Source organism: Ensifer sp. 1H6, from assembly GCF_001976035.1.
Taxonomy (GTDB): domain Bacteria; phylum Pseudomonadota; class Alphaproteobacteria; order Rhizobiales; family Rhizobiaceae; genus Ensifer; species Ensifer canadensis.
This window is the reverse complement of sequence record NZ_MOAI01000008.1, coordinates 181,069-206,278: the sequence shown is the minus strand read 5'-3', so window position 1 is coordinate 206,278 and position 25,210 is coordinate 181,069. Positions and strand designations below refer to the sequence as shown.

Genomic DNA, 25,210 nt, shown 5'->3' with positions numbered 1-25,210 from the left:
GACAAAAGAGACGAAGGGGAGGGTGCGATGACAGGTCTGACGCTTAAAGATATCCGCAAGTCCTACGGTGCGGTCGATGTCATTCACGGCATCAATCTCGACATCAAGCAGGGCGAGTTCGTCGTGTTTGTCGGTCCGTCCGGCTGCGGCAAGTCGACATTGCTGCGCATGATCGCGGGTCTGGAGGAGATTACCGGCGGCGACATGTTCATCGATGGCGAGCGCGTCAACGACGTGCCGCCGTCCAAGCGCGGGATCGCCATGGTGTTCCAGTCCTATGCGCTCTATCCGCATATGACCGTCTACGACAACATGGCCTTCGGCATGCGGATCGCCAAGGAGACGAAGGAGGAGATCGACCGGCGCGTGCGCGCGGCAGCCGATATCCTGCAGCTCACCAAGTACCTCGATCGTCTGCCGAAGGCGCTTTCGGGCGGCCAGCGCCAGCGCGTGGCGATCGGCCGGGCGATCTGCCGCGATCCCAAGGTCTTCCTGTTCGACGAGCCTTTGTCGAACCTCGACGCGGCGCTTCGCGTTGCCACCCGCATCGAGATCGCCAAGCTCAACGAGCAGATGGCGGACACGACGATGATCTACGTTACCCACGACCAGGTCGAGGCGATGACGCTTGCCGATCGTATCGTCGTGCTGTCGGCCGGCCATATCGAGCAGGTCGGCCCGCCGCTCGAGCTTTACGAGCGCCCGGCGAACCTGTTCGTCGCCCGCTTCATCGGTTCGCCAGCGATGAACGTCATCCCCGCGACGATCACCGCCACCGGCCCGCAGACGACGGTGAAGCTTTCTGGCGGCAAGTCGGTGACACTCGATATCGCCACGAACGCGTCGGAAAACGGCAAGACGGCGAGCTTCGGCGTGCGTCCTGAAGATCTCCAGACGGCCAGCGGCGAGGACTTCCTGTTCGAAGGAACGGTCGCCATCGTCGAGGCGCTCGGCGAGGTGACGCTGCTCTATATCGAGGGACTGGTGGAGAAGGAGCCGATCATCGCCAAGATCCCGGGCATCCTGCCCGTTCATCGCGGCGAAAAAGTCCGGTTCACGGCCGATAAGAACAAGCTGCATCTGTTCGAAGCCGGCGGCAAGAGCTACCGCGTCTGACAAAGACCACCATCGTTTGTCTTCAACCCGTCCGATTTTCGGACGGGTTTTTCTTTGCGAAGGCCCTCAATCTACCCTCTGTTAAATTTCTTCCTCTAGCCTGACGGGCAGGGGATACTAAGGGGCCTGTAGAATGACGACCGCGGCACCGGTGATGCAGCAACACTTCCTGAACAAGGAAGAATCTTTCATGTACGATCGCGAAACCACGTTCCCGATGGAGGACACGAGGAACGAGGCGCGGATCGAATATACCGAAAAGGGCATGACGCAGCTGAGCTCCCGCCGCTGCGAAATCATCAAGCTGTCGAAAAGCGGCGCGGTTCTGGGTATCCTGACCAAGTACCAGCTGCCGCAGAATTTCTACCTCGACATTCCAAGCGCCCGCATCCAGATGGTCGGCTGCCTGCTCAAGCGCGTGCACGCCAACAACATCGTCGAAGCGCGCTTCCTGCGGCTCCTGACCGATCGCGACCTCAATCGCATCTTCGTCTACAGCACCCATCCGAACCACCGGAACCGCACACTCGACATCTACCGCTGAACCGGCAAGCGTTCGTGCGGGTGCCCCGTCCGGCCGAGACGGACTGGCGGGCGATGCGCCTTTGCGGCCAGGGACACCGTATTTCGAGGCCTCCAAACTATGCTTGACATGGAGTGTGGGCGTTGGATTGTTGTCGCCTGCACGCCAGAAGCGAGGCAACCGATCGATGAAACGACCCTACCGCCTTTCCTGCCACTGCGGCGATATCTGCATCGAAGTCGATGAGGAGCTCTCGGGGCTGGTCGAGTGCAACTGCTCGACATGCCGGCGCACCGGCTTCCTCCACTGGAAGATTGGCGGCAGCAAGATCCGGTTGATCACCGAGAAGCGTCGCCTTTCCACCTATGTCTGGCGCGGCGTGACTGAAGGTCATCACTTCTGCCCGACCTGCAGTGTGGCGATCATGCGCAGCGGCTACCCGAACAATCGCGTCTCGCTCAATGCGCGCTGCATCGAGGATATCGACATCTTCACGCTGGAGGTCGAGCGTTACGACGGTCGAAACGACATGTATCCGGGGCCGCTGAAGTAGCGCTCGTCTTCGCAAGCGCGGCCCGCTACCGGCGGCGAGGGCCGGCAGCGATAGCTCGATGGAAGACAAATCCTCCGCGGTGACGCCGAGGTTCGGCTCAGTTGAACAGCACGCTTGCTCCGTGGTCGGCCGAGCCGGCAATGGCGCGGAACGGTGCGAACAGCTCGCGCCCCATGCCGAACTCGTTGTCCGAGAGATCGGCATGGGCGGGAATGCGCGTCTTGAGCGCGATATCCTCGACAAGCACTTCGATCGTGCCGGTGACGGCATCGATGCGCACGATGTCGCCTTCCTGAATGCGGGCGATCGGCCCGCCATCCTTGGCTTCCGGCGTAACGTGGATGGCGGCAGGCACCTTGCCCGAGGCGCCCGACATGCGGCCGTCGGTGAGGATCGCCACGCGCTGGCCGCGGTCCTGCAGGATGCCGAGCACGGTCGTCAGCTTGTGCAGTTCCGGCATGCCGTTCGCCTTCGGGCCCTGGAAGCGCACGACGGCGACGAAGTCGCCTTCGAGTTTGCCGGCCTTGAAGGCGGCGTTCAACTCGCCCTGGTCATGAAAGATCTTTGCCGGTGCCTCGATGACGTGGCGGTCCGGCTTGACGGCGGAAATCTTGATGACCGCCTTGCCGAGATTGCCGGTCAGCATCTTGAGGCCGCCCGAGTGCTGGAACGGCTGGTCGATGGTGGAGAGTACCTTCGGATCGGCGCTTTCGGCCGGCGTCGGCCGGCGCTCGACACCGCCGTCGGCACCGAGGCGGACGTCGATCTTGTAGGCCTCCAGGCCCTGGCCGACGACGGTGCGCACATCGTCGTGCAGCAGGCCGCCCCGAAGCAACTGGCTGATTAGAAAGCCCATGCCGCCGGCGCATGGAAGTGGTTCACGTCGGCAAGGCCGTTCGGGTAGACGCGCGCAAGCAGCGGCACGATGTCCGAAAGTTCGGAAATATCCTGCCAGGTGAGCAGGATGCCGGCGGCGCGCGCCATGGCGACGAGATGCATGGTGTGGTTGGTCGAGCCACCGGTGGCGTGCAGCCCGACGACACCGTTGACGATCGAGCGCTCGTCGATCATTTCACCTGATGGCGTGAACTCGTTGCCCATGGCGGTGATCGCCAGCGCCCGCTTCGTCGCTTCCTTCGTCAGCGCGTCGCGCAGCGGCGTGCCGGGATTGATGAAGGAGGCGCCGGGCAGGTGGAAGCCCATGATCTCCATCAGCATCTGGTTGGAATTGGCGGTGCCATAGAAGGTGCAGGTGCCGGGTCCGTGATAGGACTTGGATTCCGCTTCGAGCAACTCTTCGCGGCCAACCTTGCCTTCGGCGAAGAGCTGGCGCACGCGCGCCTTCTCGTCGTTCGGCAGGCCCGTCGTCATCGGCCCGGCCGGCACGAAGACTGCCGGCAGGTGACCGAAGGTCAGGGCCGCGATGACAAGGCCCGGCACGATCTTGTCGCAGACGCCGAGATAGACGGTGGAATCGAACATGTTGTGCGACAGGCCGACACCGGCGGCCATGGCGATCAGGTCGCGCGAAAACAGCGACAGTTCCATGCCCGGCTGGCCCTGGGTGACGCCGTCGCACATGGCGGGCACGCCGCCGGCAACCTGGGCGACGCCGCCTGCCTCGTGCGCGGCTTCGCGGATCAGCGCCGGATAGGTTTCGAACGGCTGATGCGCCGAAAGCATGTCGTTATAGGAGGTAATGATGCCTAGGTTGGCGACGCGATCCCCGGCGAGCGCCACCTTCTCGGCGGGGGAACAGACGGCAAACCCGTGCGCGAGGTTGCCGCAGCCAAGAACGCTGCGATGTGGGCCGCTGGACGCCGCACGACGCACCCGATCGAGATAAGGCTCTCGGTGCGGCTTCGAGCGCTCGACGATGCGGGCGGTGATTGCGGCAATGCGGGAATCGGCGGACATGGCAAATCCTGTTCCGGAGTCTTGAGACTCCTCATCTTCATCCAGTCATCGATCCGGAGCGTTGCCTGCTTGGGAGAACGTGCAGGCCACGCCCCGGTATGAGCTCTTTCAACGCCTTCGCGTTCCGGTGGGGCGCCACCGGTTGAAAGCGTCCTGAACCGGCCGGTGATCCGGCCGTTATGGCGCCCAGTATATTTGCAGCGGCGAGGCCGCACGGCGCAGCATGGTGCGGATCGGCATCTCGGCTTCGTCGCCGGGACCTTCCGCCTTGGCAAGCACCACCTTCTTGCCCTCGCCTTCGATGTGCAGGACCAGCAGCCTGGCATCGTGAAGGCTGGAGAAGGTAAAGGTCAGGCGCGGTTCGCCAGCACCTTCGGCTTCCATGGTGATCACGCCGCGCGGCGTCGTCGCGTCGATCGCCCTTGAAAGTTGCGTGCCGCCCGGGAAGAACGACGCGGTATGGCCATCCGTTCCCATGCCGAGCACGACGACGTCGAAGGGCGTGCCGATCTTTGCCGTCGCCTTGCTGGAGAGCCCGGCCGCATCTTCTGCCGAAGCGGCGGCGTGGTAAAGCGGTAGGAAATGCGCTTTCGCCGCAGGGCCTTGCAGCAAATTGGCCGTGACCAACGCGTGGTTGGAGCGATCGCTCTCCGGTGGAACGAAGCGTTCGTCCACCAGCGTGACCGTCACCTTGTCCCAGGCGATATCCTTCCTGGCGAGCGCCTGGAAGAATGCCTTGGGCGTCGAGCCGCCGGAAACGGCGATGCTTGCTGTGCCACGGGTGGCAATGCCGGTGGCAAGTGCGGCGCTGACGGCGTCCGCCAAGCCCTCTGCCAGGGCGGCGCCATTGTCGAATGTGTGAAGCGTCGTGCTCATTGCCTTACCTATATCGCATCGTGCCAGGTGCGGCCGTCACGCTCGATGAGTGCGATCGACTGGCTCGGACCCCAGGTGCCGGCGGTGTAGCCCTGCACCTGCTGTCCGGTCTCTTCCCAGGCTTTCAGGATCGGATCGACCCACTTCCATGCGGCCTCGACCTCGTCGCGGCGTACGAACAGCGTCTGGTTGTTGCGCACGACGTCGAACAGCAGCCGCTCGTAGGCGTCGGCATTGCGCACGTCGAAAGCCTCGGCGAAGCTCATGTCGAGCGAAACGTTGCGAAGGCGCATGCCGCCTGGACCGGGGTCCTTGATCATCAGCGACTGTTTGACGCCTTCGTTCGGCTGCAGGCGGATGACGAGCTGGTTGGCGGAAATGCGACCGGCACTGTTGTCGAAGATCGAGTGCGGGATCTGCTTGAAGGTAATAACGATTTCCGACATGCGGCCAGCAAGCCGCTTGCCGGTGCGGATGTAGAACGGCACGCCGGCCCAGCGCCAGTTGCTGACTTCGGCCTTGATCGCTACGAAGGTCTCTGTGTTCGAAACGCCACCTTCGAGCTCTTCCAGGTAGCCCTTGACCGGGCCGCCGGCAGAGGCGCCCGCGCGGTACTGGCCGCGCACCGTCACCTGCTCGACATTGGATGCATTGACCGGCTTCAGCGCGCGCAGAACTTTAAGCTTTTCATCGCGCACGGCTTCCGCGTCCATTGAGGTCGGGGCTTCCATTGCGACAAAGCAGACGAGCTGCAGGATGTGGTTCTGCACCATGTCGCGCAGCGCACCGGCCTTGTCGTAGTAGCCGGCCCGGTTTTCGAGGCCTACGGCTTCCGAAACGGTGATCTGCACGTGGTCGATATGGGCGGAGTTCCACAGCGGCTCGTAGAGCGCATTGGCGAAACGCAGCGCCATCAGGTTCTGCACCGTCTCCTTGCCGAGATAGTGGTCGATGCGGAAGATCTGCTCTTCGCGGAAGACCTTGCCGATCGTGTCGTTGAGCTCGGTCGCCGACGCCAGATCGCGGCCGATCGGCTTTTCGACGACGATGCGGGTGGTCTTGGTGATCAGCTTGTGATCGCGGATCTTCTCGGAAATATCGCCGAAGATCGCCGGTCCGACGGCGAGATAGAAGGCGCGGATACGGTCTTTGCCTTCTTCCAGGATCTTCTTCAGCGTATCCCAGCCCTGGTCGGACTTGGCATCGACGGAAACGTAAAAGAGGCGGGCGGTAAACTTCGCCACTTCCTCTTCATTGTATTCCGCCGGCCTCAGGTGTTCCTTCAGCGCATCGGCGGCGAACTTGCGATATTCTTCATGCGTCAACGCGGCGCGCGAGGCGCCGATGATGCGGGTCGGCTCGGTAATCTGGCCTTCCATCTGGCGGTGATAGAGCGCTGGCAGCAGCTTGCGCTCCGCGAGATCGCCGGTGCCGCCGAACACGACATAATCAAATGGTTCGACGGGAATGATCTGGCTGCTCATGGGATAATCTCGATCTTGTTCAGGTCAGGGACACATATAATCTAATCGATTTAAACGCGCTAGGGTGCGACGCAATAAAATGCTGTCGCACACGCTTTCTCATGCATGTCGCCCGAAAATATGCCGCGGTTTCGGGGCGACGACATGCACGGAAACAAAGATCTAATGCACATAGTGTGACACCATCCTGACACAACGTGCCTTAGAGCCTGTCGCGCAGCGCATACCAGCTGAGCGCCAGGAACAGAAGCGCCGATCGGAAGCGTGTTCCGCCCGGAAAAGCCGGTATTTTCAAGGCTTTCAACAGGTCGAGTTCCGTCGGTTTGCCCAGCACAAGGTCAGCGTAGAGCTTGCCACAATAGTTGGAAAGCATGACCCCGTGGCCGGAATAGCCGCCGATCGAGGTGACGCCCGGCATCACCTCGCGACAGAAGGGCGTCCGCGGCAAGGTGATGCCAACGGAACCGCCCCAGGCGTGGGTGATCTCGACATTGCCGAGTTCCGGATAGATCTCGCTGATCTGCCGGCGGATATGGGTGGAAATGTCGCGCGGATTGTCGGCGGTGTAGGCTTCGCGCCCGCCGAATAGCAGCCGCCCGTCTTTCGATTTGCGGAAGTAGCGCACGACAAAGCGCGAATCGTCGACCGATTCACCGCCGGGAAGCACGTTGGGGTGAGCGGAAAGAACTTCGGTCGCGCCGATGAAGGAGCGGATGGGCATCACATGGCTGGCGCTGACCGGCTCGAGATTGCCGATATAGGCATTGCACGCGACAAGCACCCGCTCAGTGGTGATCGTGCCGCGATCGGTAGTGATGACAACAGCCGTTCCCTTGCGCTCGATCTTCTGCGCCTTGGTCTGCTCGAACAGATTGGCGCCGGCAAGGGCCGCCTGCTTCGCCAGTCCGAGCAGCAGCTTCATCGGATGGATATGTCCGGTGCCGACATCGCGGATGCCGAAGTGATAGCGAGACGATCCGAGCCGGCTCGCCGTCTCCTCCCGTTCCATGAACGAGAGATGCGGATAGCCGAAGCGGGTCGCCATCGCCTCGACGTGGTCGCGATAATCCTTCTCCAGGCTCTTCTTGTGGCCGACGGAGAGCTGCCCCGGCATGAACTCGATATCGATGTCGTGTTGGCTGGCGAAGTCGAGCACGTGCCGCTTGGCGTTCTCTGCCATATCGAACAGCAGTTGTGCCCGTTCCTGGCCAAGCGTTTCCTCGGTCTCGTCGGCCCAGGCGCGCTGGCCGGTGCCGAACTGGCCACCGTTGCGCCCCGACGCGCCGTCGCCGAAGCGGCAGGCGTCGATGAGCGTGACATCGACGCCTTGCCGAGCAAGGTTGTAGGCCGCCTGAAGCCCGGTATAGCCGCCGCCGATAATGGCGACATCCGCCTTCCTCGATCCCGGCATCTGCGGATATTCGGGTCGATCGGGAACGGTTGCCTCATACCAGGAGAAACCGGGCGAGATCGGGCTTTGCCAGGGCATTGGACTGCCTTTCAGGTCAGACGTTCAGCAGCAGGAACTCGCGTTCCCACGGGCTGATAACCTGCATAAAGGTTTCGAACTCGCCACGTTTCACGCCGGCATAGATGGCGATGAATTCGGGGCTCAGCACCTCGGCAAGCGACGGCGCCGACTCGAGCAGGGCGACGGCCTCGAGCAGCCCGCGCGGCAGATCGATTTCGCCTTCGTTGGCCGTGTCTTCCGTCGGTGCCGTCGGATCGCGGCCTTCGATGATGCCGAGATAGCCGCAGGCAAGCGAGGCGGCGAGCGCCAGATAGGGGTTGGCATCCGAACTCGGCAGCCGGTTCTCGATCCGCCGGGCAACCGGTTCGGAAACCGGAATGCGGAACGCGGTCGTGCGGTTGTCGTAGCCCCAAGCCGTATTCACCGGCGCCGACATATCGGGCGTCAGCCGGCGGAAGGAGTTCACGTAGGGCGCCATCATCACCAACGTGCGCGGCACATAGTGTTGCATGCCGCCGATGAAGTTGAAGAACTCCTTGGAGGCAGAGCCGTCCGGATTGGAGAACAGATTGCGGCCGGTGTTGATCTCGATCACCGACTGGTGGATGTGCATGGCCGAACCCGGCTGACCCTGCATCGGCTTGGCCATGAAGGTCGCGTAGATGCCGTGCTTCAGCGCCGCCTCGCGGATGGTGCGCTTGAACAGGAACACCTGGTCGGCAAGCTCGATCGGATCGCCGTGACGAAGGTTGATTTCGAGCTGCGCTGGTCCCTCCTCGTGGATCAGCGTGTCAATCTCCAGACCCTGCTTCTCGGAGAAGTGATAGATGTCGTCAATCAGCTCGTCGAATTCGTTGATGCCGGCGATCGAATAGCCCTGGCCGCCAAGGATCGACCGGCCGGAGCGGCCCTTCGGCGGATGCAGCGGATAGTCGGGATCGTCATTGGTGGCGACGAGGTAGAACTCGATTTCGGGCGCAACGACCGGCTTCCAGCCCTTCTGGCGATAGAGGTCGACCACGCGCTTCAAGACGTTGCGCGGCGTGTAGCTGATCTGTTCGCCTTCGGAGCCGACGATGTCGCAGATCACCTGCGCCGTTGGGTCGGTTTCCCAGGGGACGACCGAAAGCGTCGAAAGATCAGGGACGAGCTTGATGTCGCTGTCGCGCGAATCGTAGCGGAATTGTCCGGTCTCGTCAGGATATTCGCCTGAGATCGTGTGGCGGTAGACGGCGGAAGGCAGTGCAAGCGAGGTGTTGGAGGTGAACTTGGAGGTGGGCATCATCTTGCCGCGGGGAACGCCGGCAAGGTCGGGCGTGATGCATTCGATGTCTTCGATCCCGCGGATCTTCAGCCAATCCGTTGCTTCCTTCCAGGTCTTGACGCCTCGGAGGGAATGCAGGGCGGCGGGTATTTTCGAGGTTTTGCTGATTTTCGTTGTTTGTTGGGCAGCACTTCTCTTGGAGGGCATAAATCACCGGTTTTGGCTTCGGATAGCGCATCATAACCAGAGATTGGCAATTGGCTAGAGCGTGACGATTGACTTTCCCCGCCGTGACCGGAATGGAATGCGCAAAGAGCTCAAAGGTGTTTCGTGGCTGAGAAGAAGGATGTGGTGATCATTGGCGCCGGTGCGGCCGGCATGATGTGCGCCATCGAGGCCGGCAAGCGCGGCCGGCGGGTGCTGGTCATCGACCATGCAAAGGCGCCGGGCGAGAAGATCCGCATCTCCGGCGGCGGCCGCTGCAACTTCACCAACATCCATGCCGGGCCGAAGAACTTCCTCTCGGCCAATCCGCATTTCTGCAAATCGGCGCTCGCGCGCTACGGCGCGCGAGACTTCCTGGCGCTGGTCGAAAAACACGGCATCGCCTGGCACGAGAAGACTTTGGGGCAATTGTTCTGCGATCATTCGGCCAAGGACATCATCAGGATGTTGCTCGCCGAGATGCGCGATGCGGCCGCCGAGCTTCGGCTTGAGACGACGGTCGCGAGTGTCGAGCGCCATGGTGCCGGCTTCCGGGTGATGACCGGCGACGGACCGGTCGATGCCCAGTCGCTGGTGGTGGCCAGCGGCGGCAAGTCGATCCCGAAAATGGGCGCAACGGGGCTTGCCTATAAAATCGCAGAGCAGTTCGGATTGGCCCTGGTCGAAACCCGTCCCGGGCTTGTGCCGCTGACGCTCGATCCGGTGCAGCTTGAGACGATCGGCGAACTAGCCGGCGTCGCCGCCGACGCCGAGGCGCGCTCCGGTAAGACGGCGTTTCGCGAGGCGGTGCTGATCACCCATCGCGGCCTCAGTGGCCCGGCGATCCTGCAGATATCGTCCTACTGGCGCGAGGGGCAGGACATCGTTCTGAGGTTGATGCCCGATATCGACATCGCCTCGATCCTAAAAGGTTTGCGCCGCACCAATGGCAAGCAGGCCGTCCAGACGGCGCTCGGCGATATTCTGCCACGCCGGCTTGCGCAATTCTTTGCCGATGGCGCCAAGCTGACGGGACGGCAGCTCGCCGACCTCTCGGACAAGACCATCGATGCGCTATCGGCATCGATCCAGGCTTGGGCGATCAAGCCCGCCGGTTCCGAAGGCTATCGCACTGCCGAGGTGACGCTCGGCGGCGTCGACACCAATGGTCTCGATTCAAAGACGATGCAGGCGAAGGCTGTTCCCGGTCTCTATTTCGTCGGCGAATGCGTCGACGTGACCGGCTGGCTCGGCGGCTACAATTTCCAATGGGCCTGGGCATCGGGCTTCGCAGCCGGCCAGGACGTCTGATCCCTGGTTTTGCGGCATTTGGCTTCAGCCATTGTTAACGGATATGCCGGAACCTCTTTGGTGTCGGCACAGCCGGCGGTTGGTCAGAAAGAACTGTTCCGCAAACGGAAATCACACTGTTTCCATTTTTAGGGCTTTTCTCTGCCACGGCATGGCTGCAATATGGTCTGGACTGGCAAGCCGGTTTATCCGGGCCGAACGTTGCCGGTCAGTGAGAAGGACAGGATGTCATGAACCAGCCACGCCGTCGTCCCCGCGCCATCGCGATCGCTCGCACCGACGAGAGCCGCGTCCAGAGAGTAGCGTTGACCCGCATTGCTCTGATCGCGTTCTTTGCCGTTGCTGCCCTCGCAACGCTGCCGGCTTATTGGCTCTGATGCTGCCAGCCGGCCGCTAACGGCCGGACCTCGAGCGCCTCATGAGCCCAACGCCTTCGGAAATTCGTTGGCGAGTGCTCCGCGCTTATACAATTTTTAATCGTTCAAAATGAATATTGCGACGAAGTGAGTTCCGTCAGGACTTCGCTACCGGGGAGGTGGCGCGGTCCCGCAATGATTGCTGACGGACTGGCGGTGTGCGCCGCATGATTTTTCCGAAAAACATCAGCCTGTTTGCGCATCGGGTGGCTCTCGATCGTTTCGTCCTTTTCGCGGTTACGCGGAAGGCGGGACATGTTTCGAGCCGCCGGGGGAGGCGAATGCGAGCTGCGAGCCAAGGTGTTTTCCATGTTCATCGATAGAATTCTTGCCCGTTTCAAGATCCAGACGAAGGTGCTGTTCTTCATTCTGCCCTTCGTCGTCAGCATCTGTGCCGTCGGCATTACCGGCCTTTATGCGTCCGGCCTGCTTCAGGGCCGGATGGAGATTTCGAACAGCGTCCTGCAGACGCTGAGCGGCTTCAAGGATGTCTATGCGGGGATGAACAACTTCCTGCACTCGACCACCGAGGAAACCCGCGACGCCGTGCAGGGCAAGATCACTGCGCAGAAGGAAATTCTCGCCGAGACCGCCGCACAGGTTGCCGGCCAGAGCGGCCAGGACGAGTTGACGGCCGCTATCGCCGCGACCGCCGACATCGAAGCCCGCATCGACGGGCTCTGGAAGCTGCATGTCGGCGAGCAGGAGATGCGCGCAACGATGACGGCGAACCTCGATGCTCTCTTGGTCGAACGCGCCAAGATCAACGACGAGTCGAACCGGCTGCAATATGCCGTGCGCAAGAACGAGAATGCCGCCAAGACCATGCTGCGCGAAGCCGAAAAGCTGATGCGCGCCAGCCGCTTCTTCAACGAGTTCGGCACCGAAGTCAGCAAGGCGACGACGGTCGAGGATAAGCTCAAGGCCGTCAAGGAACGCTTCCCGATGATCGGCCGCACCGAGCGCGACATCTTCCGGCTGTTGCCGAAAGACGAGAAGTCGCTGACCGAGACGATCACCTCCGCATCGAGCGAGATCGGTGCGCTTTTGAAGGCGCCCGCCGGTCCTGAAACGCTTGCCGGTATCTCGAAGTATGTCGACCGTTTCCGCACCGCGAGCTTCCGTCTCGAAGCGGCTTCTGTCGGCAAGATGCGCGATGCCACCCGGATTTTCGCCGAACTCGATCAGCTTATCGTCAGCACCGAATCCGTTCTGACGGCCACGCGCCGGCTTTCGAGCTCGATCACCGACATCCAGATCTCCGCCGCAACCTTCATGGGGTCGACGACGGAAAGCAACCGCCAGAAGCTGCTCGACAAGTTCCTTGCAGTTCAGCAGAACATGGCAACGCTGCGCGGTGTTGCAAGCGAAGGTGCCTCCTTCGACGCCATTGCCGACACGCTGATGCCGATCATCACCGTAATGAAAAAGGACGCCGCGTCTCTGGTTGAAATCACCGTGAAGCGGACCGCCGATTTCGACGCCGCCGGCCAGTCGATCAACCAGATCTGGAGCGACCTGACCGGTTTTGCCGAACAGCAGAAGGTTGCCGCCGGCACCGAGCGCCAGGAAGCAAACCAGATCTCCGTGGCCGCGACTGTTGCAGGCGTCGTCATCGCCCTGCTTGCCGGCATCGCCCTGACGCTGACGCTGAAGAAGCCGATCGGTCAGATCACCGCCGCCATGCGTCGCCTGGCAGACGGCCGCCTCGATACCTCCATTGACGGCGACGCCCGTCAGGACGAGATCGGCGACATGGCCCGCGCCTTGGGCGTCTTCAAGGAAAACGCGCTTTCCAAGGTGCGCATCGAGGCAGAAAGCGAAGAACAGCGCGCCCGCGCCGAGATCGAGCGAAGCCGCAACGACGCCGAGAAGCGCGAGCTCGATCGCCAGATCGATCTTGCCGTCAGCGAACTCGCCGCCGGCCTCGGCCGTCTGGCGCAGGGCGACCTGTCGCGCCAGATCGACATTCCGTTCCATGGCCGCCTCGAACAGCTGCGCACGGACTTCAACGGCTCGCTGATCCGCCTGCAGGATACGCTGGCCCAGATCCGCGCCAATGCACAGGCGATCCAGCAGAGCGGCTCGGACATGCATCATGCCGCTGACTCGCTGTCGAAGCGGACGGAGGCCCAGGCAGCCTCGCTCGAAGAGACGGCCGCTGCGGTCGACCAGATCACCGTGACGGTCCGCTCGTCGGCGGAGCGCGCGAACGAGGCTAACGTCGCCGTCACGCAGACGAAGAAGAGCGCCGACAGCTCGGCAACCGTCGTCACCAATGCGATCGCCGCCATGGGCCGCATCGAAGAGGCCTCACGCCAGATCGAGCAGATCATCGAGGTGATCGACGACATTGCGTTCCAGACCAACCTCTTGGCGCTGAATGCCGGCATCGAGGCGGCACGTGCCGGCGAAGCCGGCAAGGGCTTCGCGGTGGTGGCACAGGAGGTTCGCGAACTGGCGCAACGCTCAGCCGAAGCTGCCCGCGAGATCAAGGGCCTCATCAACAAGTCGACCAACGAGGTCAATTCCGGTTCGCACCTGGTCAAGGAGACCGGCGCGGTGCTGGCCTCGATCAGCGCCCAGATCGTTACTGTCAGCCAGCATGTCGAAATGATCGCGACCGCCAGCCGTGACCAGGCGGTGGCGCTCAACGAGGTCAACGGATCGGTCAACCAGATGGACCAGATGACCCAGCAGAACGCCTCGATGGTCGAAGAGGCAACGGCAACGAGCCTGGCGCTCTCCAACCAGGCCGACACGCTGATGATGCTGGTCGAGCAGTTCCGGCTCGAGCCGGAAGCCGCCGATATCCACGCTTACCGCGCCGCCTGATTGGCCAAGGCCACAGCGGCTTCGTCCTCAGCATCGCGCCGCGCGACCCACCGGTTGCGCGGCGCAAGTCGTTTGTAGGCTATTCTTGCCGGCTTGTATCTCTTGATGCGCCGCAAACGCAGCGATGCAGCGGCGAAACATCCGCCTCACCAACCCCGGCGGCTTGGGGTCGAAATGTTCGTCCCAGCGGCGGCTTTTCATCGTCATATCGGCCAGATAGGCCATTGCCAGTATTTCCATGGTGATGCTCCTCATTGGATGGCATCCCCTCTTCTATGCAGCAAAGGCTATTTTACATACACAAGATATCGGCCTATGTTTTTCACCGATGAAAGACATGGATTGGGACATTTATCGCTGCTTCATGAGTGTCGCGCGCACCGGCGGACTGACGGGCGCCGCGCAGGCGCTGGGCTCCAGCCCGGCGACCTTGGGCCGGCGCATGCTCGAGATCGAGGAACGCACCGGCCGCACGCTGTTCGTGCGCAGCCAGACCGGCTACCAGCTGACCGGCGACGGGCAGGTTCTGTTCGAGCAGCTCGAGGAGATGGAGGCGGCGGCCCGCCGCGTCGAGAGCTGGCGACGGGAGGGCGAGGGGGCGGTCGTTCGCATCACCGCCGGAACCTGGGTGTCCTGGCTGCTTGCCGAAAATTTCCCGGCGCTCTGCACCGAGCGCGATGGCTTCAGCCTTGCGATCACCATAGGCGAGACCCGCGCCAACCTTGCCTATCGCGAGAGCGATATCGGCATCCGCGCTTTCGAGCCGGAAGAGAGCTATCTGGCAGCCCGCCCGGTGGGAGAAGTTGCCTATGCCGTCTACCGGCAGAAGAATGCAACGCCGGCGGCAAACGGCCGATGGGTCGCCGTCGGCGACGAGGATGCAATCTCGTCCTATCTGCGTTGGCCGCATGAGAACGCGACGGGACGTATCGTAGCGACCGTAACGCGCCCTCGTTCGTTGCTCGATCTCGCCCGGGCGGGAGCCGGTTGTGCCGTGCTGCCCTGTTTCGTCGGCGACCTCGACCCTCTGCTGGAGCGGGCGGGCGAGGAGATCCCTGCGCTTATGCATCGGCAATGGATCGTGATGAACAACGAGGACCGCCATCGCACGGAAATCCGCACGGTCGTCGATCGCATGACAAAATTACTGAAAAGCCACGCCGACATCTTCGCCGGCAAACGACCCCGCCGCAGCTGAAGCGGTCAGCGCATCAAGAGGCTGACGAGTGCCGCCTGCGAGTTCACCTGGGTCTTGGAATAGATGCTCTTCAGCTGGGTGCGGATCGTTTCGTAGCTGACGCTGTTCGCCAGGGCGATTTCCCTTAACGACAGTCCTGCAGCGAGGCCGGAGGCGATTCTGATTTCGGCGGGAGTCAATCCGTAGATGTCCTCCAAGTGCCTGCTCCGCACTTCCGGAAGCAGCGACGTGGTCGGTTCAATGACGACAGCAACGGTTGGGCCGCTAAGGAGTTCGGTGAAGGCATCGGAATTCAACTTCAAGAGCGTGATGCGATATGCCGTCCCACCGGCGCCCTTGACAATGGAGACATGTGGGCGCGTATCCGTGCAGCCACGCAATGTCAGCGCTTCCAGCGCTGCGCTTGTCTGCGGACAGCTTAACGTCAAGCGCCCGCCTGTAGCGATACGAATTGGCGCGCCTGTCGCCGATATGCGTTGCGCGTGTTCATTCATGGAGCGGACACGGAGATTCTCGCCGACATACATCAGGCCAACGCCGATCGAATCGAGCAAAGATTGCCCTTGCTGGCGCTCGACCGTCATCACATCGCGCTTCCGGACAAACTCGAACGCGCGTTTGAGATGCGGTGCAAGGCTCGTATATTGATCGGCGGCGTGATGGTTGAACTCTGCGTCGGTTGATGTCGTACATGTCGATAGAATGAATGTGCGTGTCGCATCTCTTATGATCGTCACGCCGACGCTGGTCTCGCATCCGGTTTGTCGCTTTAGCCAGTCGTTGTAGAATTCGGATTTGACCAGATCTTCCCGCGAAACGATATGCTCGCCACATAGGCCCCGGCCGACGGGTACCAGAACGGTTCTCGGGATCCACGGGTTCACTGCGGCGAAATGGTTGTTGAATTGATCGAGGTCGTCGGCCGTAAATCCGGAGACATAGGGGACATGCGACGCGGGTGCCGCGAGGTCATGATAGTGGAGCGCGGACTTACCGTTTGGCACAGTGCCCGCCAACCGGCTCAGAAAATCCTCCCAGCTGCATTCGCCGAACGCAGCGCCATAGATCAGATCGATCAGTTCTTCCGTATTCGCCGTTCCTGTCCGGAACATGCGTGCCCCCGCTCGCACTAGACCGAGTTAGTATAGGCAGGAGCCTCGGCAATAAGCAACTTGAAATGGTATATCTGCTTGCAAGACCGGCGTGAAACGCGGCAGGCCGGCGTTGCTGCCGGCCGTTTTCGCGTCAGGGTTGTCGGTCTGTGGGGTGCTAAACGGGGCGGCGGACGGTCGCGGTTGCCGTCTGTGGTTTGGGTATGCTCGACCAAGCCGCCAGAAGCAGCAAGGCTGCGGCCGTCAGCACCGTCATCACGCGCGTCCCTGAGTGACGATAACAGGGATCAACAGGTCGCCCCAGTTGCCTTCGCCGCCATGATGGCGGGCCGAACGTACCAGCTCGACCGATACGCCGGCGTCGACGGCTTTCATGACGGCCTGGTTAAGGCGGTGCAGGTCGTTGGCGACCATGCGGATCGCCGCCTGCTGATCCGGGGTCATGGCCGAAGACTGTTCCTCGGCCCTTTCCTTGACGCGTGTCTGAACTGTCATTGGAGTTCTCCTTGGTGTCAGCGGTTTCTCGTCGATTGCATGGGGAGCGCGGCGGGCAGGGATTGCCACGCTCCCCGGTCCTTCACTCTGCGGCCGGGCGGAACTGGTCGTGCTCGGTCGATTCCTTCATGGCTGTCGTCGATGACTGGCCGCCGGTGATGGCCAGCGACACGGCGTCGAAATAGCCGGTGCCGACTTCGCGCTGGTGCTTGGTCGCGGTGTAGCCATTGACCTCGGCGGCGAACTCCGCCTCCTGAAGCTCCGAATAGGCCGCCATCTGCCGGGCCTTGTAGCCGCGCGCCAACTCGAACATGCCGAAGTTCAGCTGGTGGAAGCCGGCAAGCGTGATGAACTGGAACTTGTAGCCCATCGCACCGAGTTCCCGCTGGAACTTGGCGATCGTCGCGTCGTCGAGGTTTTTCTTCCAGTTGAACGACGGCGAGCAGTTGTAGGCGAGCAGCTTGCCCGGATGCGCCTTGTGCACGCCCTCGGCAAACTTGCGGGCCTGCTCCAGGTCCGGCTTGGAGGTTTCGCACCAGATCAGGTCGCAATGCGGCGCATAGGCGATGGCGCGCGCGATGCACGGCTCGATGCCGTTCTTCACCTGGTAGAAGCCTTCGACCGTGCGTCCGGCGTCATAATCGACGAAGGGGCGATCGCGTTCGTCGATATCCGACGTCAACAGCTTGGCCGCTTCCGCATCGGTGCGGGCGATGACGAGCGTCGGCGTACCCATGACGTCGGCTGCAAGCCGTGCCGCGTTGAGATTGCGGATATGCGCGGCCGTCGGGATCAGGACCTTGCCGCCGAGATGGCCGCACTTCTTTTCGGACGCCAGCTGGTCCTCGTAGTGAACGCCCGCAGCTCCGGCCTCGATGAAGGCCTTCATGATCTCGAAGGCATTGAGCGGGCCGCCGAAACCGGCTTCGGCGTCGGCAACGATCGGTGCGAACCAGGTGTCGACCGATAGCCCCTTGCCTTCCGAGGTCTCGATCTGGTCGGCGCGCTGGAGCGTGCGGTTGATGCGCTTTGCCAGCTCCGGAGCGGCATTTGCCGGATAGAGCGATTGGTCCGGATACATCGCTGATGCGGTGTTGGCGTCGGCCGCGACCTGCCAGCCGGAGAGGTAGATTGCTTTCAGGCCGGCGCGAACCATCTGCATGGCCTGATTGCCCGAGAGCGCGCCGAGCGCGTTGACGAAGTCCTCTTCGTGAATGAGCTTCCACAAGCGGTTGGCACCCATTTCGGCCAGGGAGTAACGGATCTCGACCGAACCACGCAGCCGCTTCACGGTTTCAGCGGTGTAGGGGCGTTCGATGCCATCAAAGCGGCCTTGCTGGGCACTGGGAACAAGCTTGTAAAAATCAGTCATCATTTCCTCCTGCTGGAACTCATCCACCATTCGACTTTTGTCGTATGGCTTTCCTCGTCTCTAGTTGATGTGACAGTTTTTACATTGCGCTGCGCAATAGGGCTATGGAAATCGAAGTTCATGGCCTTTCAAAAGGGTTATCTTGTCTTGCCTTTGACAGGCGTGCACGGTAAATTTGTAAATTATGTAAATGTGTGGTCGTCGTCAGAGTTGTAAAGGTAGTGACAAATGGCTGAGAACAAGATCTTTGCCGGTCCTCGTGTCCGGCGGATCCGCAACGGGCTCTCGCTGACGCAGACGGCGATGGCCGAAGCGCTTGGCATCTCGCCGTCCTACCTCAACCTGATCGAGCGCAATCAGCGTCCGCTGACCGTCCAGCTGCTTCTGAAACTCGCATCGGTCTACAAGGTCGACCTCGAGGAACTGCAGGGTGAAACTGGCGGTGGACTGGCGCAATTGCGCGAGGTCTTTGCCGATCCGCTGCTGGCGGCGGAACTGCCGGGGGATCAGGAATTGATCGAAGTTGCCGAAGCGGCGCCCAATGCCGCCGGCGGCGTCGTCAAGCTTTACCGCGCCTATCGCGAGCAGGCGGCGCGGCTAAAGGACCTTGCCGACCTCCTGGCGGGGCAGGGGCACATGGAGGCGCTGTCGGGCACCCGCCTACCGATGGACGAGGTGCGCGAGACGCTGGAGGCGAGACCCAATCATTTCGCCCGGATCGAAGAAATGGCGGAGGCCTTTCACGAGGCGCTTTCGCCGGGCGATGATCTGATCGGCGCACTGAAAGCCTGGCTGAAGAAGGAACACGGCCTGGTCGTGCGCAATCTGCCCGTTCATGCCATGCCCAATCTGCGTCGCCGCTTCGATCGCCATTCCATGCGGCTCTTCATCTCCGAGCGCCTATCGCCCTATGACCAGTTGCGCGAGATCGCCATGGAGGTTGCCTCGATTGCCTGTCACGAAGCGATCGTCCGGGAGTTGGAGACGCTGCGCCTGTCGACCGCCGAAGCGCGCCGCATCGGCCGCTTCGAACTCGCCCGCTATGCCGCCCACGCATTGATGATGCCCTATGCGGCATTTCATGCGGCAGCCGTCCGGGCGAGATACGATATCGACGTGCTCAGGGCGCGTTTCCAAGTGTCGTTCGAGCAGGTCGCCAACCGGCTGACCATGCTGCAGCGGCCCGGCGCGACCGGCGTTCCGTTTTTCCTGATGGAGATCGACAATGCCGGGCATCGGCTCCGTCGTTCCGGCGCATCGGGTTTCCCGCAAGCGAGGTTCGGCGGCGGCTGTCCGAAGCTCAATATCCATGCCGCCTTCTCGGTGCCGGGGCAAATCCTGGTGGACCGCGTAGAGACAACAGAGGGACTGGCGTTCCTTACCGTGTCGCGCACGCTCGATGGTCCGCAGGCGGGCTTTGAAGAGCGGGTTCGCCGCACCGCGTTGCTGATCAGTTGTGAGGCCTCTTTTGCCGATGAGGTGGTCTATGGCACGCTACGCTCGCCCGCGGTTGCGATCGGGGCGGCCTGTCGGCTCTGCGAGCGGCAGGGCTGTCTTGCGCGCGCCGAGCCTCCGGTGACGCGCCCGCTTGGGCTCGACGAGATGGCAACAGGCCTCAGCGTCTTCGATTTTCAGTAGGCGCTGGGACTTTCAGTAGCTGACGGGGTGATGGCTCGGCAGCAGCGGCGCACTGGCGGCGAAGCATTCGGCCGGTAGTCCGGTCGTATAGCCGCGGGTAATGTGCGCCTTGTCCGCATAGGCTTTGTCGCGCATCAGGATCGCGTGCAGTTCGGGCAGGTTATAGAACGGCACGCCGGGATAGAGGTGGTGCTCCAGATGATAGTTGATGTGGTGCGGAGCAAAGAACAGTCTTTCCCAGGCATGCGGATAGACCGTGCGTGAACTCGTCAGCTCGTCGCTATAGTCCATGTTGCCGAAATGCTCCGCAACGCTGCGCACGTAAAGGAACAGGCAGAAGAAGGTGAAGAACGGCACGAGCCAGTAGAGCGCGAATTCGCGCCAGATGCCGAGAAGGCTGAAAATGGCGGCGGCAGCGATATAGAAGCAAAGGCGCAGCATCTTGTAGCTCCGCGTCGACCGGTCGTTCTTCGACATGCGCTTGGCCATGTGCACCATGTCGCGGATCGAGTTGACGGCGACGAGATAGCCGAGCAGTTGCATCACGCCACGCGCGATCTTCTGCGGAAAGGTGAACTGCGCCATGCCGAGCTTTGCCGTCCAGTCCGGGTCGTCGTCGGTGTTGGCATGCTGGTGGTGTGCCAGGTGGTTCTGCCGGTAGCCATCGACGGTCGCCAGCATCGGCCAGGCGAGCAACAGGTCGCTCATCCAGTCGCTGAGCTTGCGGTTCTTGATGATGCGGTAGTGCGCCGCCTCATGAACGAGACAACCGAACGCATGCATGCGACCGGCAATCACGATCACGGTCATGAGGTAGACGAGGATATTGCCGGTATATTCGCTGACGGCGATGGCGGTGGCGATGATCGCCCAGTCGACCGCGATCGCCGCAAGGGATTTCTGTGGCTCGAGTATCGAAAGGCGCTTCAACTCTCTCGGATCGATCCTGCGGTTCCGTCCACTCATGACACTACCCAGACGCTGATACACAACCGAGGGGAAAAATCGCATGCGCCTTATGGTTAATCAATCGTAAACGAACGCGTGTTCTGGCTGGTTGCCGCCATGGTTAACGTCGGCCGCTTGGTACCTGCCGATGGCGGGATCGCGCCCTTCGCCATAAGTGCCCGATTTTCCTTGGCTTGCGAAAACTGGGGTGGCTGAAGAGGTCCGCCTCTTTCCGGCACAAAACCGCTTGAGGTTGTCGAGAAACATGCCTAACCTCGCCCCGGAGCGATCCAGAATGGGCCTGGATCCGTGTCACGGGGCGGCCTTGTCCGGACCGATAATAACGAGGGAACTGCATGTCCAAATTCATCGTTACAACCATGGCGACGGTCATACTGGCCGGTTCGACCATGCTCGCTTCGGCGCAGGAGCGGGTGGTCAACGTCTATAACTGGTCGGATTATATCGACAGCAGCATTCTGGAAGACTTCACCAAGGAAACGGGCATCAAGGTCGTCTACGACGTCTTCGATTCCAACGAGATCCTCGAAACCAAATTGCTCGCAGGCGGCTCGGGCTACGACGTCGTCGTCCCGACGGCGACCTTCCTGCAGCGCCAGATCGCGGCCGGCGTGTTCCAGAAGCTCGACAAGTCCAAGCTCCCGAACCTCACCAATATGTGGGACGTGATCATGGAGCGTACGGCCAAGTACGATCCGGGCAACGAATACGCCATCGACTACATGTGGGGCACCACCGGCATCGGCTACAACGTCGACAAGATGAAGGAAATTCTCGGCACCGACGAGAAGCCCAACTGGGACGTCATCTTCAAGCCGGAACTAGCCGCCAAGTTCAAGGATTGCGGCATCCATGTTCTCGATTCCCCGACGGATGTGATGCCGTCGGCGCTCGCCTATCTCGGCCTCAATCCTGATAGCCACGAAGCGGCCGATCTTGAAAAGGCTGCCGAACTGCTTGCCAGCGTTCGTCCGAATATCCGCAAGTTTCACTCGTCGGAATACATCAACGCGCTTGCCAATGGCGATATCTGCCTCGCGGTCGGCTTTTCCGGCGATGTCTTTCAGGCCCGTGACCGCGCCGCCGAAGCCAAGGCTGGCGTAACCGTCGATTATGCGATCCCGTCGCAGGGCGCGCAGATGTGGTTCGACATGCTCGCCATTCCGGCGGACGCTCCGCATGTCGCCGAAGCGCATGAATTCCTCAACTACATGATGAAGCCGGAGGTCGTCGCCAAGGCGTCGAACTATGTCTTCTACGCCAACGGCAACAAGGCCTCGCAGCAGTTCCTGGACAAGGCGGTTCTCGAAGACACCGCCATCTACCCCACCGATGATGTGATGCAGAAACTGTTCACGGTCACGCCGTTCGAGGCGAAGGAGCAGCGGGTATTGACCCGGCTCTGGACAAAGGTCGTCACCGGCCAGTAAGAGCAAAACGAATTGCCCGGACCTCAAAATCCGGGCAATTTTCTTAAAGGGGGCACCGGGGAAAACGAGAGTGCCCATCGGCTGTATCATTCGGGGATAGATGATGAAGTCACTCGGCAGTATCAGGCGCTCTTTCGCCCCCTGGGCGGATCCCGCTTCCAAGCCATTCATTTCCGTCAAGAACGTCACCAAGAAGTTCGGCGATTTCACCGCCGTCGACGATCTTTCGCTCAACATCTACACGCGCGAGTTCTTTGCACTCTTGGGTGCGTCGGGCTGCGGAAAGTCGACGCTCCTGCGCATGCTGGCCGGTTTCGAGCAGCCGACCTCGGGGGAGATCATTCTCGACGGCCAGAACCTTGCCGGCATTCCGCCCTACCGGCGGCCCGTCAACATGATGTTCCAGTCCTACGCGCTGTTTCCGCATATGACCGTTGAGACCAACATCGCCTTCGGCCTGAAGCAGGACGGCATGCCCAAGGCCGACATCGCCGAGCGCGTCGGCCAGATGCTCAAGCTGGTGAAGCTCGAGAAGTTTGCCAAGCGCAAGCCGCACCAGCTTTCCGGCGGCCAGCGCCAACGTGTCGCGCTGGCACGCTCACTCGCCAAGCGCCCGAAGGTGCTGCTGCTCGACGAGCCGCTCGGCGCACTCGACAAGAAGCTGCGCGAGGAAACCCAGTTCGAACTGATGGACCTGCAGCAGGAACTCGGCCTTACCTTCGTCGTGGTCACGCACGACCAGGAGGAAGCGATGACGATGGCGGACCGCATCGCCGTCATGAGCCACGGCAAGGTCGCGCAGGTGGCAACGCCAGCGGAAATCTACGAGGCGCCCAATTCGCGCTTCGTCGCCGACTTCATCGGCGATGTGAACATCTTCGACGGAACAGCCACAACCGCGGAAAACGGCTACCTCAGCATTGAAACCGGCAACGGCTTTCCCATTCGCATGGCATCGCCGGAGAGGCCTGCCGCCGGCGCCAAGGCCGCGGTCGCCATTCGCCCGGAAAAGATCCGTGTCACCCGCCAGCCGCCGGCGCACGCGCCGGTCAACGCGGTCGAGGGTGAGATCTGGGACGTCGGCTATCTCGGCGACATGACCGTCTTCCATATCAGATTGAAGGATGGCAGGGTCGTGAAGGCGTCGTCCTTGAACGCGGTGCGCGCCGTGGAAGATCCCTTCGGCTACGACCAGCAGGTCTGGATCTCGTTCGGCGAAGACGCCGGCGTCGTCTTGAAGGATTGAAGCCATGGCGCGCGTTGCATCAGCCGTCTTCAGCCGCCTGGTCATCATCATCCCCTATGCCTGGCTACTGTTCTTCTTCCTGATTCCCTTCTTCATCGTCTTCCGTATCTCGTTGTCGCAGACGGCGGTGGCGATGCCACCCTATACGCCGGTCTTCGATCTCCTCGGTGGCCTTTCCGGCATTATGGAAAAGGCACGGGAGTTCTCGCTCGACAACTATGTCTGGCTGACCGAGGACGTTCTCTACTTCAACGCCTATGTGTCGAGTGTCATCATCGCCGGAATCTCGACGGTGCTGACGTTGATGATCGCCTATCCCGTCGCCTACGGGATGGCGAAGGCGCCGAAATCGATCCGCCCGACGCTGTTGATGTTGGTGATCCTGCCGTTTTGGACCAGCTTCCTGATCCGCGTTTACGCCTGGATCGCCATCCTGAAGCCGGAAGGACTGCTCAACCAGTTCCTGATGAGCATCAATGTCATCGACCAGCCGCTGATCATCCTCAACACCAACTGGGCGATCTATATCGGTATCGTCTATTCCTACCTGCCGTTCATGGTCCTGCCGATCTATTCGTCGCTGGAGAAGATGGACCACACGCTGACGGAAGCGGCGCTGGATCTCGGCTGCACGCCATTCTCCGCCTTCTGGCGCGTCACGTTCCCGCTGTCACTGGCCGGCGTCGTTGCCGGTTGCCTGCTCGTCTTCATTCCGGCTGTCGGCGAGTTCGTCATCCCCGATCTGCTCGGCGGATCGGAAACGCTGATGATCGGCAAGACGCTGTGGAACGAGTTCAACGCCAACCGCGACTGGCCGGTCTCTTCGGCGGTTGCCACGATCCTGCTTTTGATCCTGGTGATACCGATCGTGTTCTTCCAGAACGCGCAGGCCAAAGCCGACGGCGAGGGGAAGTAGGTCATGGGCAACTGGTCACGCTTCAACATTGCCTCGATCGTGCTCGGCTTCGGCTTTCTCTATCTGCCGATCGTGCTTTTGGTGATCTTCTCGTTCAACGAATCGAAGCTGGTCACGGTATGGGCCGGGTTTTCGACCAAATGGTACGCGCAGCTCTGGCACAATCAGGCGCTTCTCGACGCCGCCTGGGTCACCATCCGCGTGGCATTGATCTCGGCCACCTGCGCAACCGTGCTCGGGACCTTGGCGGCCCTCGCGCTGGTGCGCTACACGCGCTTTCGCGGCCGCATGCTGTTTTCCGGCATGGTCTATGCGCCGCTGGTCATGCCTGAGGTGATCACCGGCCTGTCGCTGCTGTTGCTGTTCGTTGCCATCGGGCTCGACCGTGGCTTCTGGACGATCACCCTTGCGCACATCACCTTCACCATGTGCTTCGTTGCCGTTGTCGTGCAGTCGCGGCTCCTGAGCTTCGACCAGTCGATCGAGGAGGCGGCGCTGGATCTGGGCGCGACCCCGGTCAGGACCTTCTTTGCGATCACTCTGCCGGTGATCGCGCCGGCCGTCTTTTCCGGCTGGGTGCTGGCCTTCACGCTGTCGCTCGACGATCTCGTGATCTCGAGCTTCACCACAGGCCCCGGTGCCACCACGCTGCCGATGAAGATCTACAGCCAGGTTCGTCTCGGGGTGACGCCTGAAATCAACGCGATCTGCACGATCCTGATCGGCATTGTCGCGATCGGTGTCGTCGTTGCCTCTGTTGTGACCAAACAGCGTGAAGCGCAACGCGAGAAGGACGAGCGCGCCGCTTTCGCGCAGTAGAGTTCAGCTCCGTTTTCAAGAGGACGGCTGGTGCATTTAAAGCGC

22 protein-coding genes and 1 pseudogene are annotated in these 25,210 nt (G+C 61.6%); 12 read left to right on the top strand and 11 right to left on the bottom strand.

Annotated features, from left to right (window positions below):
* Positions 1-27: 27 nt before the first annotated feature.
* From ugpC to BKP54_RS12325, 3 genes are all read left to right on the top strand, one after another.
* Entirely contained in the window at positions 28-1,116 is a 1,089-nt protein-coding gene (ugpC, locus tag BKP54_RS12335) for a sn-glycerol-3-phosphate ABC transporter ATP-binding protein UgpC (protein ID WP_057211548.1), read from the top strand.
* Positions 1,117-1,249: 133 nt separating this feature from the next.
* Positions 1,250-1,660 carry a hypothetical protein gene (locus BKP54_RS12330; RefSeq protein WP_025425965.1) on the top strand — a complete coding sequence of 137 codons (411 nt, stop codon included), beginning with the start codon at positions 1,250-1,252 and terminating at the stop codon, positions 1,658-1,660.
* A 166-nt stretch (positions 1,661-1,826) separates the two neighbouring features.
* Entirely contained in the window at positions 1,827-2,192 is a 366-nt protein-coding gene (locus tag BKP54_RS12325; protein ID WP_084814478.1) for a GFA family protein, read from the top strand.
* A 97-nt stretch (positions 2,193-2,289) separates the two neighbouring features.
* Here BKP54_RS12325 and edd read toward each other — a convergent pair.
* The 5 genes and pseudogenes from edd to BKP54_RS12300 form a co-directional block, all read right to left on the bottom strand.
* Positions 2,290-3,875, bottom strand: a pseudogene (edd, locus tag BKP54_RS12320) (phosphogluconate dehydratase).
* Between the two features lie 411 nt (positions 3,876-4,286).
* Positions 4,287-4,985, bottom strand: coding sequence for a 6-phosphogluconolactonase (pgl, locus tag BKP54_RS12315; RefSeq protein WP_025425968.1), 699 nt, complete (start codon positions 4,983-4,985; stop codon positions 4,287-4,289).
* 8 nt (positions 4,986-4,993) lie between these two features.
* The gene (gene zwf, locus BKP54_RS12310; protein WP_025425969.1) at positions 4,994-6,469 is read right to left on the bottom strand and encodes a glucose-6-phosphate dehydrogenase; all 1,476 of its coding nucleotides are present in this window, start codon (positions 6,467-6,469) and stop codon (positions 4,994-4,996) included.
* A gap of 202 nt (positions 6,470-6,671) precedes the next feature.
* Positions 6,672-7,958: an FAD-binding oxidoreductase gene (locus tag BKP54_RS12305; RefSeq protein ID WP_025425970.1), complete on the bottom strand. Its 1,287-nt coding sequence runs from the start codon at positions 7,956-7,958 to the stop codon at positions 6,672-6,674.
* Between the two features lie 16 nt (positions 7,959-7,974).
* Complete coding sequence (locus BKP54_RS12300; RefSeq protein WP_025425971.1) at positions 7,975-9,411, bottom strand: glutamine synthetase family protein; 1,437 nt, start codon at positions 9,409-9,411, stop codon at positions 7,975-7,977.
* A gap of 123 nt (positions 9,412-9,534) precedes the next feature.
* Here BKP54_RS12300 and BKP54_RS12295 point away from each other — a divergent pair, with 123 nt between their 5' ends.
* The 3 genes from BKP54_RS12295 to BKP54_RS12290 all read left to right on the top strand — a co-directional run bounded on the left by BKP54_RS12295 (position 9,535) and on the right by BKP54_RS12290 (position 13,970).
* The gene (locus BKP54_RS12295) at positions 9,535-10,719 is read left to right on the top strand and encodes an NAD(P)/FAD-dependent oxidoreductase (protein WP_025425972.1); all 1,185 of its coding nucleotides are present in this window, start codon (positions 9,535-9,537) and stop codon (positions 10,717-10,719) included.
* A 230-nt stretch (positions 10,720-10,949) separates the two neighbouring features.
* A complete protein-coding gene (locus BKP54_RS36030; RefSeq protein ID WP_164474899.1) occupies positions 10,950-11,096 on the top strand; it encodes a hypothetical protein in 147 nt (48 codons plus the stop codon).
* 348 nt (positions 11,097-11,444) lie between these two features.
* Positions 11,445-13,970, top strand: a complete 2,526-nt coding sequence (locus BKP54_RS12290) for a methyl-accepting chemotaxis protein (protein ID WP_025425973.1) — start codon at positions 11,445-11,447, stop codon at positions 13,968-13,970.
* A gap of 27 nt (positions 13,971-13,997) precedes the next feature.
* On the opposite strand, the gene BKP54_RS12285 is transcribed toward BKP54_RS12290, so the two are convergent.
* The gene (locus tag BKP54_RS12285; RefSeq protein ID WP_057211550.1) at positions 13,998-14,210 is read right to left on the bottom strand and encodes a hypothetical protein; all 213 of its coding nucleotides are present in this window, start codon (positions 14,208-14,210) and stop codon (positions 13,998-14,000) included.
* A gap of 88 nt (positions 14,211-14,298) precedes the next feature.
* Between BKP54_RS12285 and BKP54_RS12280 the strand changes: the two genes are divergently transcribed.
* Complete coding sequence (locus BKP54_RS12280; protein WP_025425975.1) at positions 14,299-15,168, top strand: LysR family transcriptional regulator; 870 nt, start codon at positions 14,299-14,301, stop codon at positions 15,166-15,168.
* A 5-nt stretch (positions 15,169-15,173) separates the two neighbouring features.
* Here BKP54_RS12280 and BKP54_RS12275 read toward each other — a convergent pair whose 3' ends face one another.
* The 3 genes from BKP54_RS12275 to aceA form a co-directional block, all read right to left on the bottom strand.
* A complete protein-coding gene (locus BKP54_RS12275; protein ID WP_025425976.1) occupies positions 15,174-16,280 on the bottom strand; it encodes a helix-turn-helix transcriptional regulator in 1,107 nt (368 codons plus the stop codon).
* Between the two features lie 255 nt (positions 16,281-16,535).
* Positions 16,536-16,775, bottom strand: a complete 240-nt coding sequence (locus BKP54_RS12270) for a hypothetical protein (RefSeq protein WP_025425977.1) — start codon at positions 16,773-16,775, stop codon at positions 16,536-16,538.
* An 82-nt stretch (positions 16,776-16,857) separates the two neighbouring features.
* Positions 16,858-18,147, bottom strand: coding sequence for an isocitrate lyase (aceA, locus tag BKP54_RS12265; protein WP_025425978.1), 1,290 nt, complete (start codon positions 18,145-18,147; stop codon positions 16,858-16,860).
* 228 nt (positions 18,148-18,375) lie between these two features.
* Between aceA and BKP54_RS12260 the strand changes: the two genes are divergently transcribed.
* Entirely contained in the window at positions 18,376-19,785 is a 1,410-nt protein-coding gene (locus BKP54_RS12260) for an XRE family transcriptional regulator (protein WP_025425979.1), read from the top strand.
* Between the two features lie 12 nt (positions 19,786-19,797).
* Here the strand turns inward: BKP54_RS12260 and BKP54_RS12255 are convergent, their stop codons facing one another.
* A complete protein-coding gene (locus tag BKP54_RS12255; RefSeq protein WP_158071690.1) occupies positions 19,798-20,751 on the bottom strand; it encodes a fatty acid desaturase family protein in 954 nt (317 codons plus the stop codon).
* Between the two features lie 60 nt (positions 20,752-20,811).
* Positions 20,812-21,000, bottom strand: a complete 189-nt coding sequence (locus tag BKP54_RS35035) for a hypothetical protein (protein WP_128090405.1) — start codon at positions 20,998-21,000, stop codon at positions 20,812-20,814.
* Between the two features lie 89 nt (positions 21,001-21,089).
* Between BKP54_RS35035 and BKP54_RS12250 the strand changes: the two genes are divergently transcribed.
* The 4 genes from BKP54_RS12250 (at position 21,090) to BKP54_RS12235 (ending at position 25,165) form a co-directional block, all read left to right on the top strand.
* Positions 21,090-22,184 (top strand): polyamine ABC transporter substrate-binding protein, encoded by a 1,095-nt coding sequence (locus BKP54_RS12250; protein ID WP_025425981.1) that lies wholly within the window; start codon positions 21,090-21,092, stop codon positions 22,182-22,184.
* 103 nt (positions 22,185-22,287) lie between these two features.
* A complete protein-coding gene (locus BKP54_RS12245) occupies positions 22,288-23,430 on the top strand; it encodes an ABC transporter ATP-binding protein (RefSeq protein WP_025425982.1) in 1,143 nt (380 codons plus the stop codon).
* A 4-nt stretch (positions 23,431-23,434) separates the two neighbouring features.
* Entirely contained in the window at positions 23,435-24,346 is a 912-nt protein-coding gene (locus BKP54_RS12240) for an ABC transporter permease subunit (RefSeq protein ID WP_025425983.1), read from the top strand.
* 3 nt (positions 24,347-24,349) lie between these two features.
* On the top strand, positions 24,350-25,165 hold the full coding sequence (locus BKP54_RS12235; RefSeq protein ID WP_025425984.1) for an ABC transporter permease subunit: 816 nt from the start codon (positions 24,350-24,352) through the stop codon (positions 25,163-25,165).
* The last annotated feature ends 45 nt before the right edge of the window (positions 25,166-25,210 follow it).

Coding starts and splice junctions, on each gene's coding strand:
- ugpC (WP_057211548.1), top strand. CDS start 28: ATGACAGGTCTGACGCTTAAAGATATCCGCAAGTCCTACGGTGCGGTC.
- BKP54_RS12330 (WP_025425965.1), top strand. CDS start 1,250: ATGACGACCGCGGCACCGGTGATGCAGCAACACTTCCTGAACAAGGAA.
- BKP54_RS12325 (WP_084814478.1), top strand. CDS start 1,827: ATGAAACGACCCTACCGCCTTTCCTGCCACTGCGGCGATATCTGCATC.
- pgl (WP_025425968.1), bottom strand. CDS start 4,985: ATGAGCACGACGCTTCACACATTCGACAATGGCGCCGCCCTGGCAGAG.
- zwf (WP_025425969.1), bottom strand. CDS start 6,469: ATGAGCAGCCAGATCATTCCCGTCGAACCATTTGATTATGTCGTGTTC.
- BKP54_RS12305 (WP_025425970.1), bottom strand. CDS start 7,958: ATGCCCTGGCAAAGCCCGATCTCGCCCGGTTTCTCCTGGTATGAGGCA.
- BKP54_RS12300 (WP_025425971.1), bottom strand. CDS start 9,411: ATGCCCTCCAAGAGAAGTGCTGCCCAACAAACAACGAAAATCAGCAAA.
- BKP54_RS36030 (WP_164474899.1), top strand. CDS start 10,950: ATGAACCAGCCACGCCGTCGTCCCCGCGCCATCGCGATCGCTCGCACC.
- BKP54_RS12290 (WP_025425973.1), top strand. CDS start 11,445: ATGTTCATCGATAGAATTCTTGCCCGTTTCAAGATCCAGACGAAGGTG.
- BKP54_RS12285 (WP_057211550.1), bottom strand. CDS start 14,210: ATGGAAATACTGGCAATGGCCTATCTGGCCGATATGACGATGAAAAGC.
- BKP54_RS12280 (WP_025425975.1), top strand. CDS start 14,299: ATGAAAGACATGGATTGGGACATTTATCGCTGCTTCATGAGTGTCGCG.
- BKP54_RS12275 (WP_025425976.1), bottom strand. CDS start 16,280: ATGTTCCGGACAGGAACGGCGAATACGGAAGAACTGATCGATCTGATC.
- BKP54_RS12270 (WP_025425977.1), bottom strand. CDS start 16,775: ATGACAGTTCAGACACGCGTCAAGGAAAGGGCCGAGGAACAGTCTTCG.
- aceA (WP_025425978.1), bottom strand. CDS start 18,147: ATGACTGATTTTTACAAGCTTGTTCCCAGTGCCCAGCAAGGCCGCTTT.
- BKP54_RS12260 (WP_025425979.1), top strand. CDS start 18,376: ATGGCTGAGAACAAGATCTTTGCCGGTCCTCGTGTCCGGCGGATCCGC.
- BKP54_RS12255 (WP_158071690.1), bottom strand. CDS start 20,751: ATGAGTGGACGGAACCGCAGGATCGATCCGAGAGAGTTGAAGCGCCTT.
- BKP54_RS35035 (WP_128090405.1), bottom strand. CDS start 21,000: ATGTTTCTCGACAACCTCAAGCGGTTTTGTGCCGGAAAGAGGCGGACC.
- BKP54_RS12250 (WP_025425981.1), top strand. CDS start 21,090: ATGTCCAAATTCATCGTTACAACCATGGCGACGGTCATACTGGCCGGT.
- BKP54_RS12245 (WP_025425982.1), top strand. CDS start 22,288: ATGAAGTCACTCGGCAGTATCAGGCGCTCTTTCGCCCCCTGGGCGGAT.
- BKP54_RS12240 (WP_025425983.1), top strand. CDS start 23,435: ATGGCGCGCGTTGCATCAGCCGTCTTCAGCCGCCTGGTCATCATCATC.
- BKP54_RS12235 (WP_025425984.1), top strand. CDS start 24,350: ATGGGCAACTGGTCACGCTTCAACATTGCCTCGATCGTGCTCGGCTTC.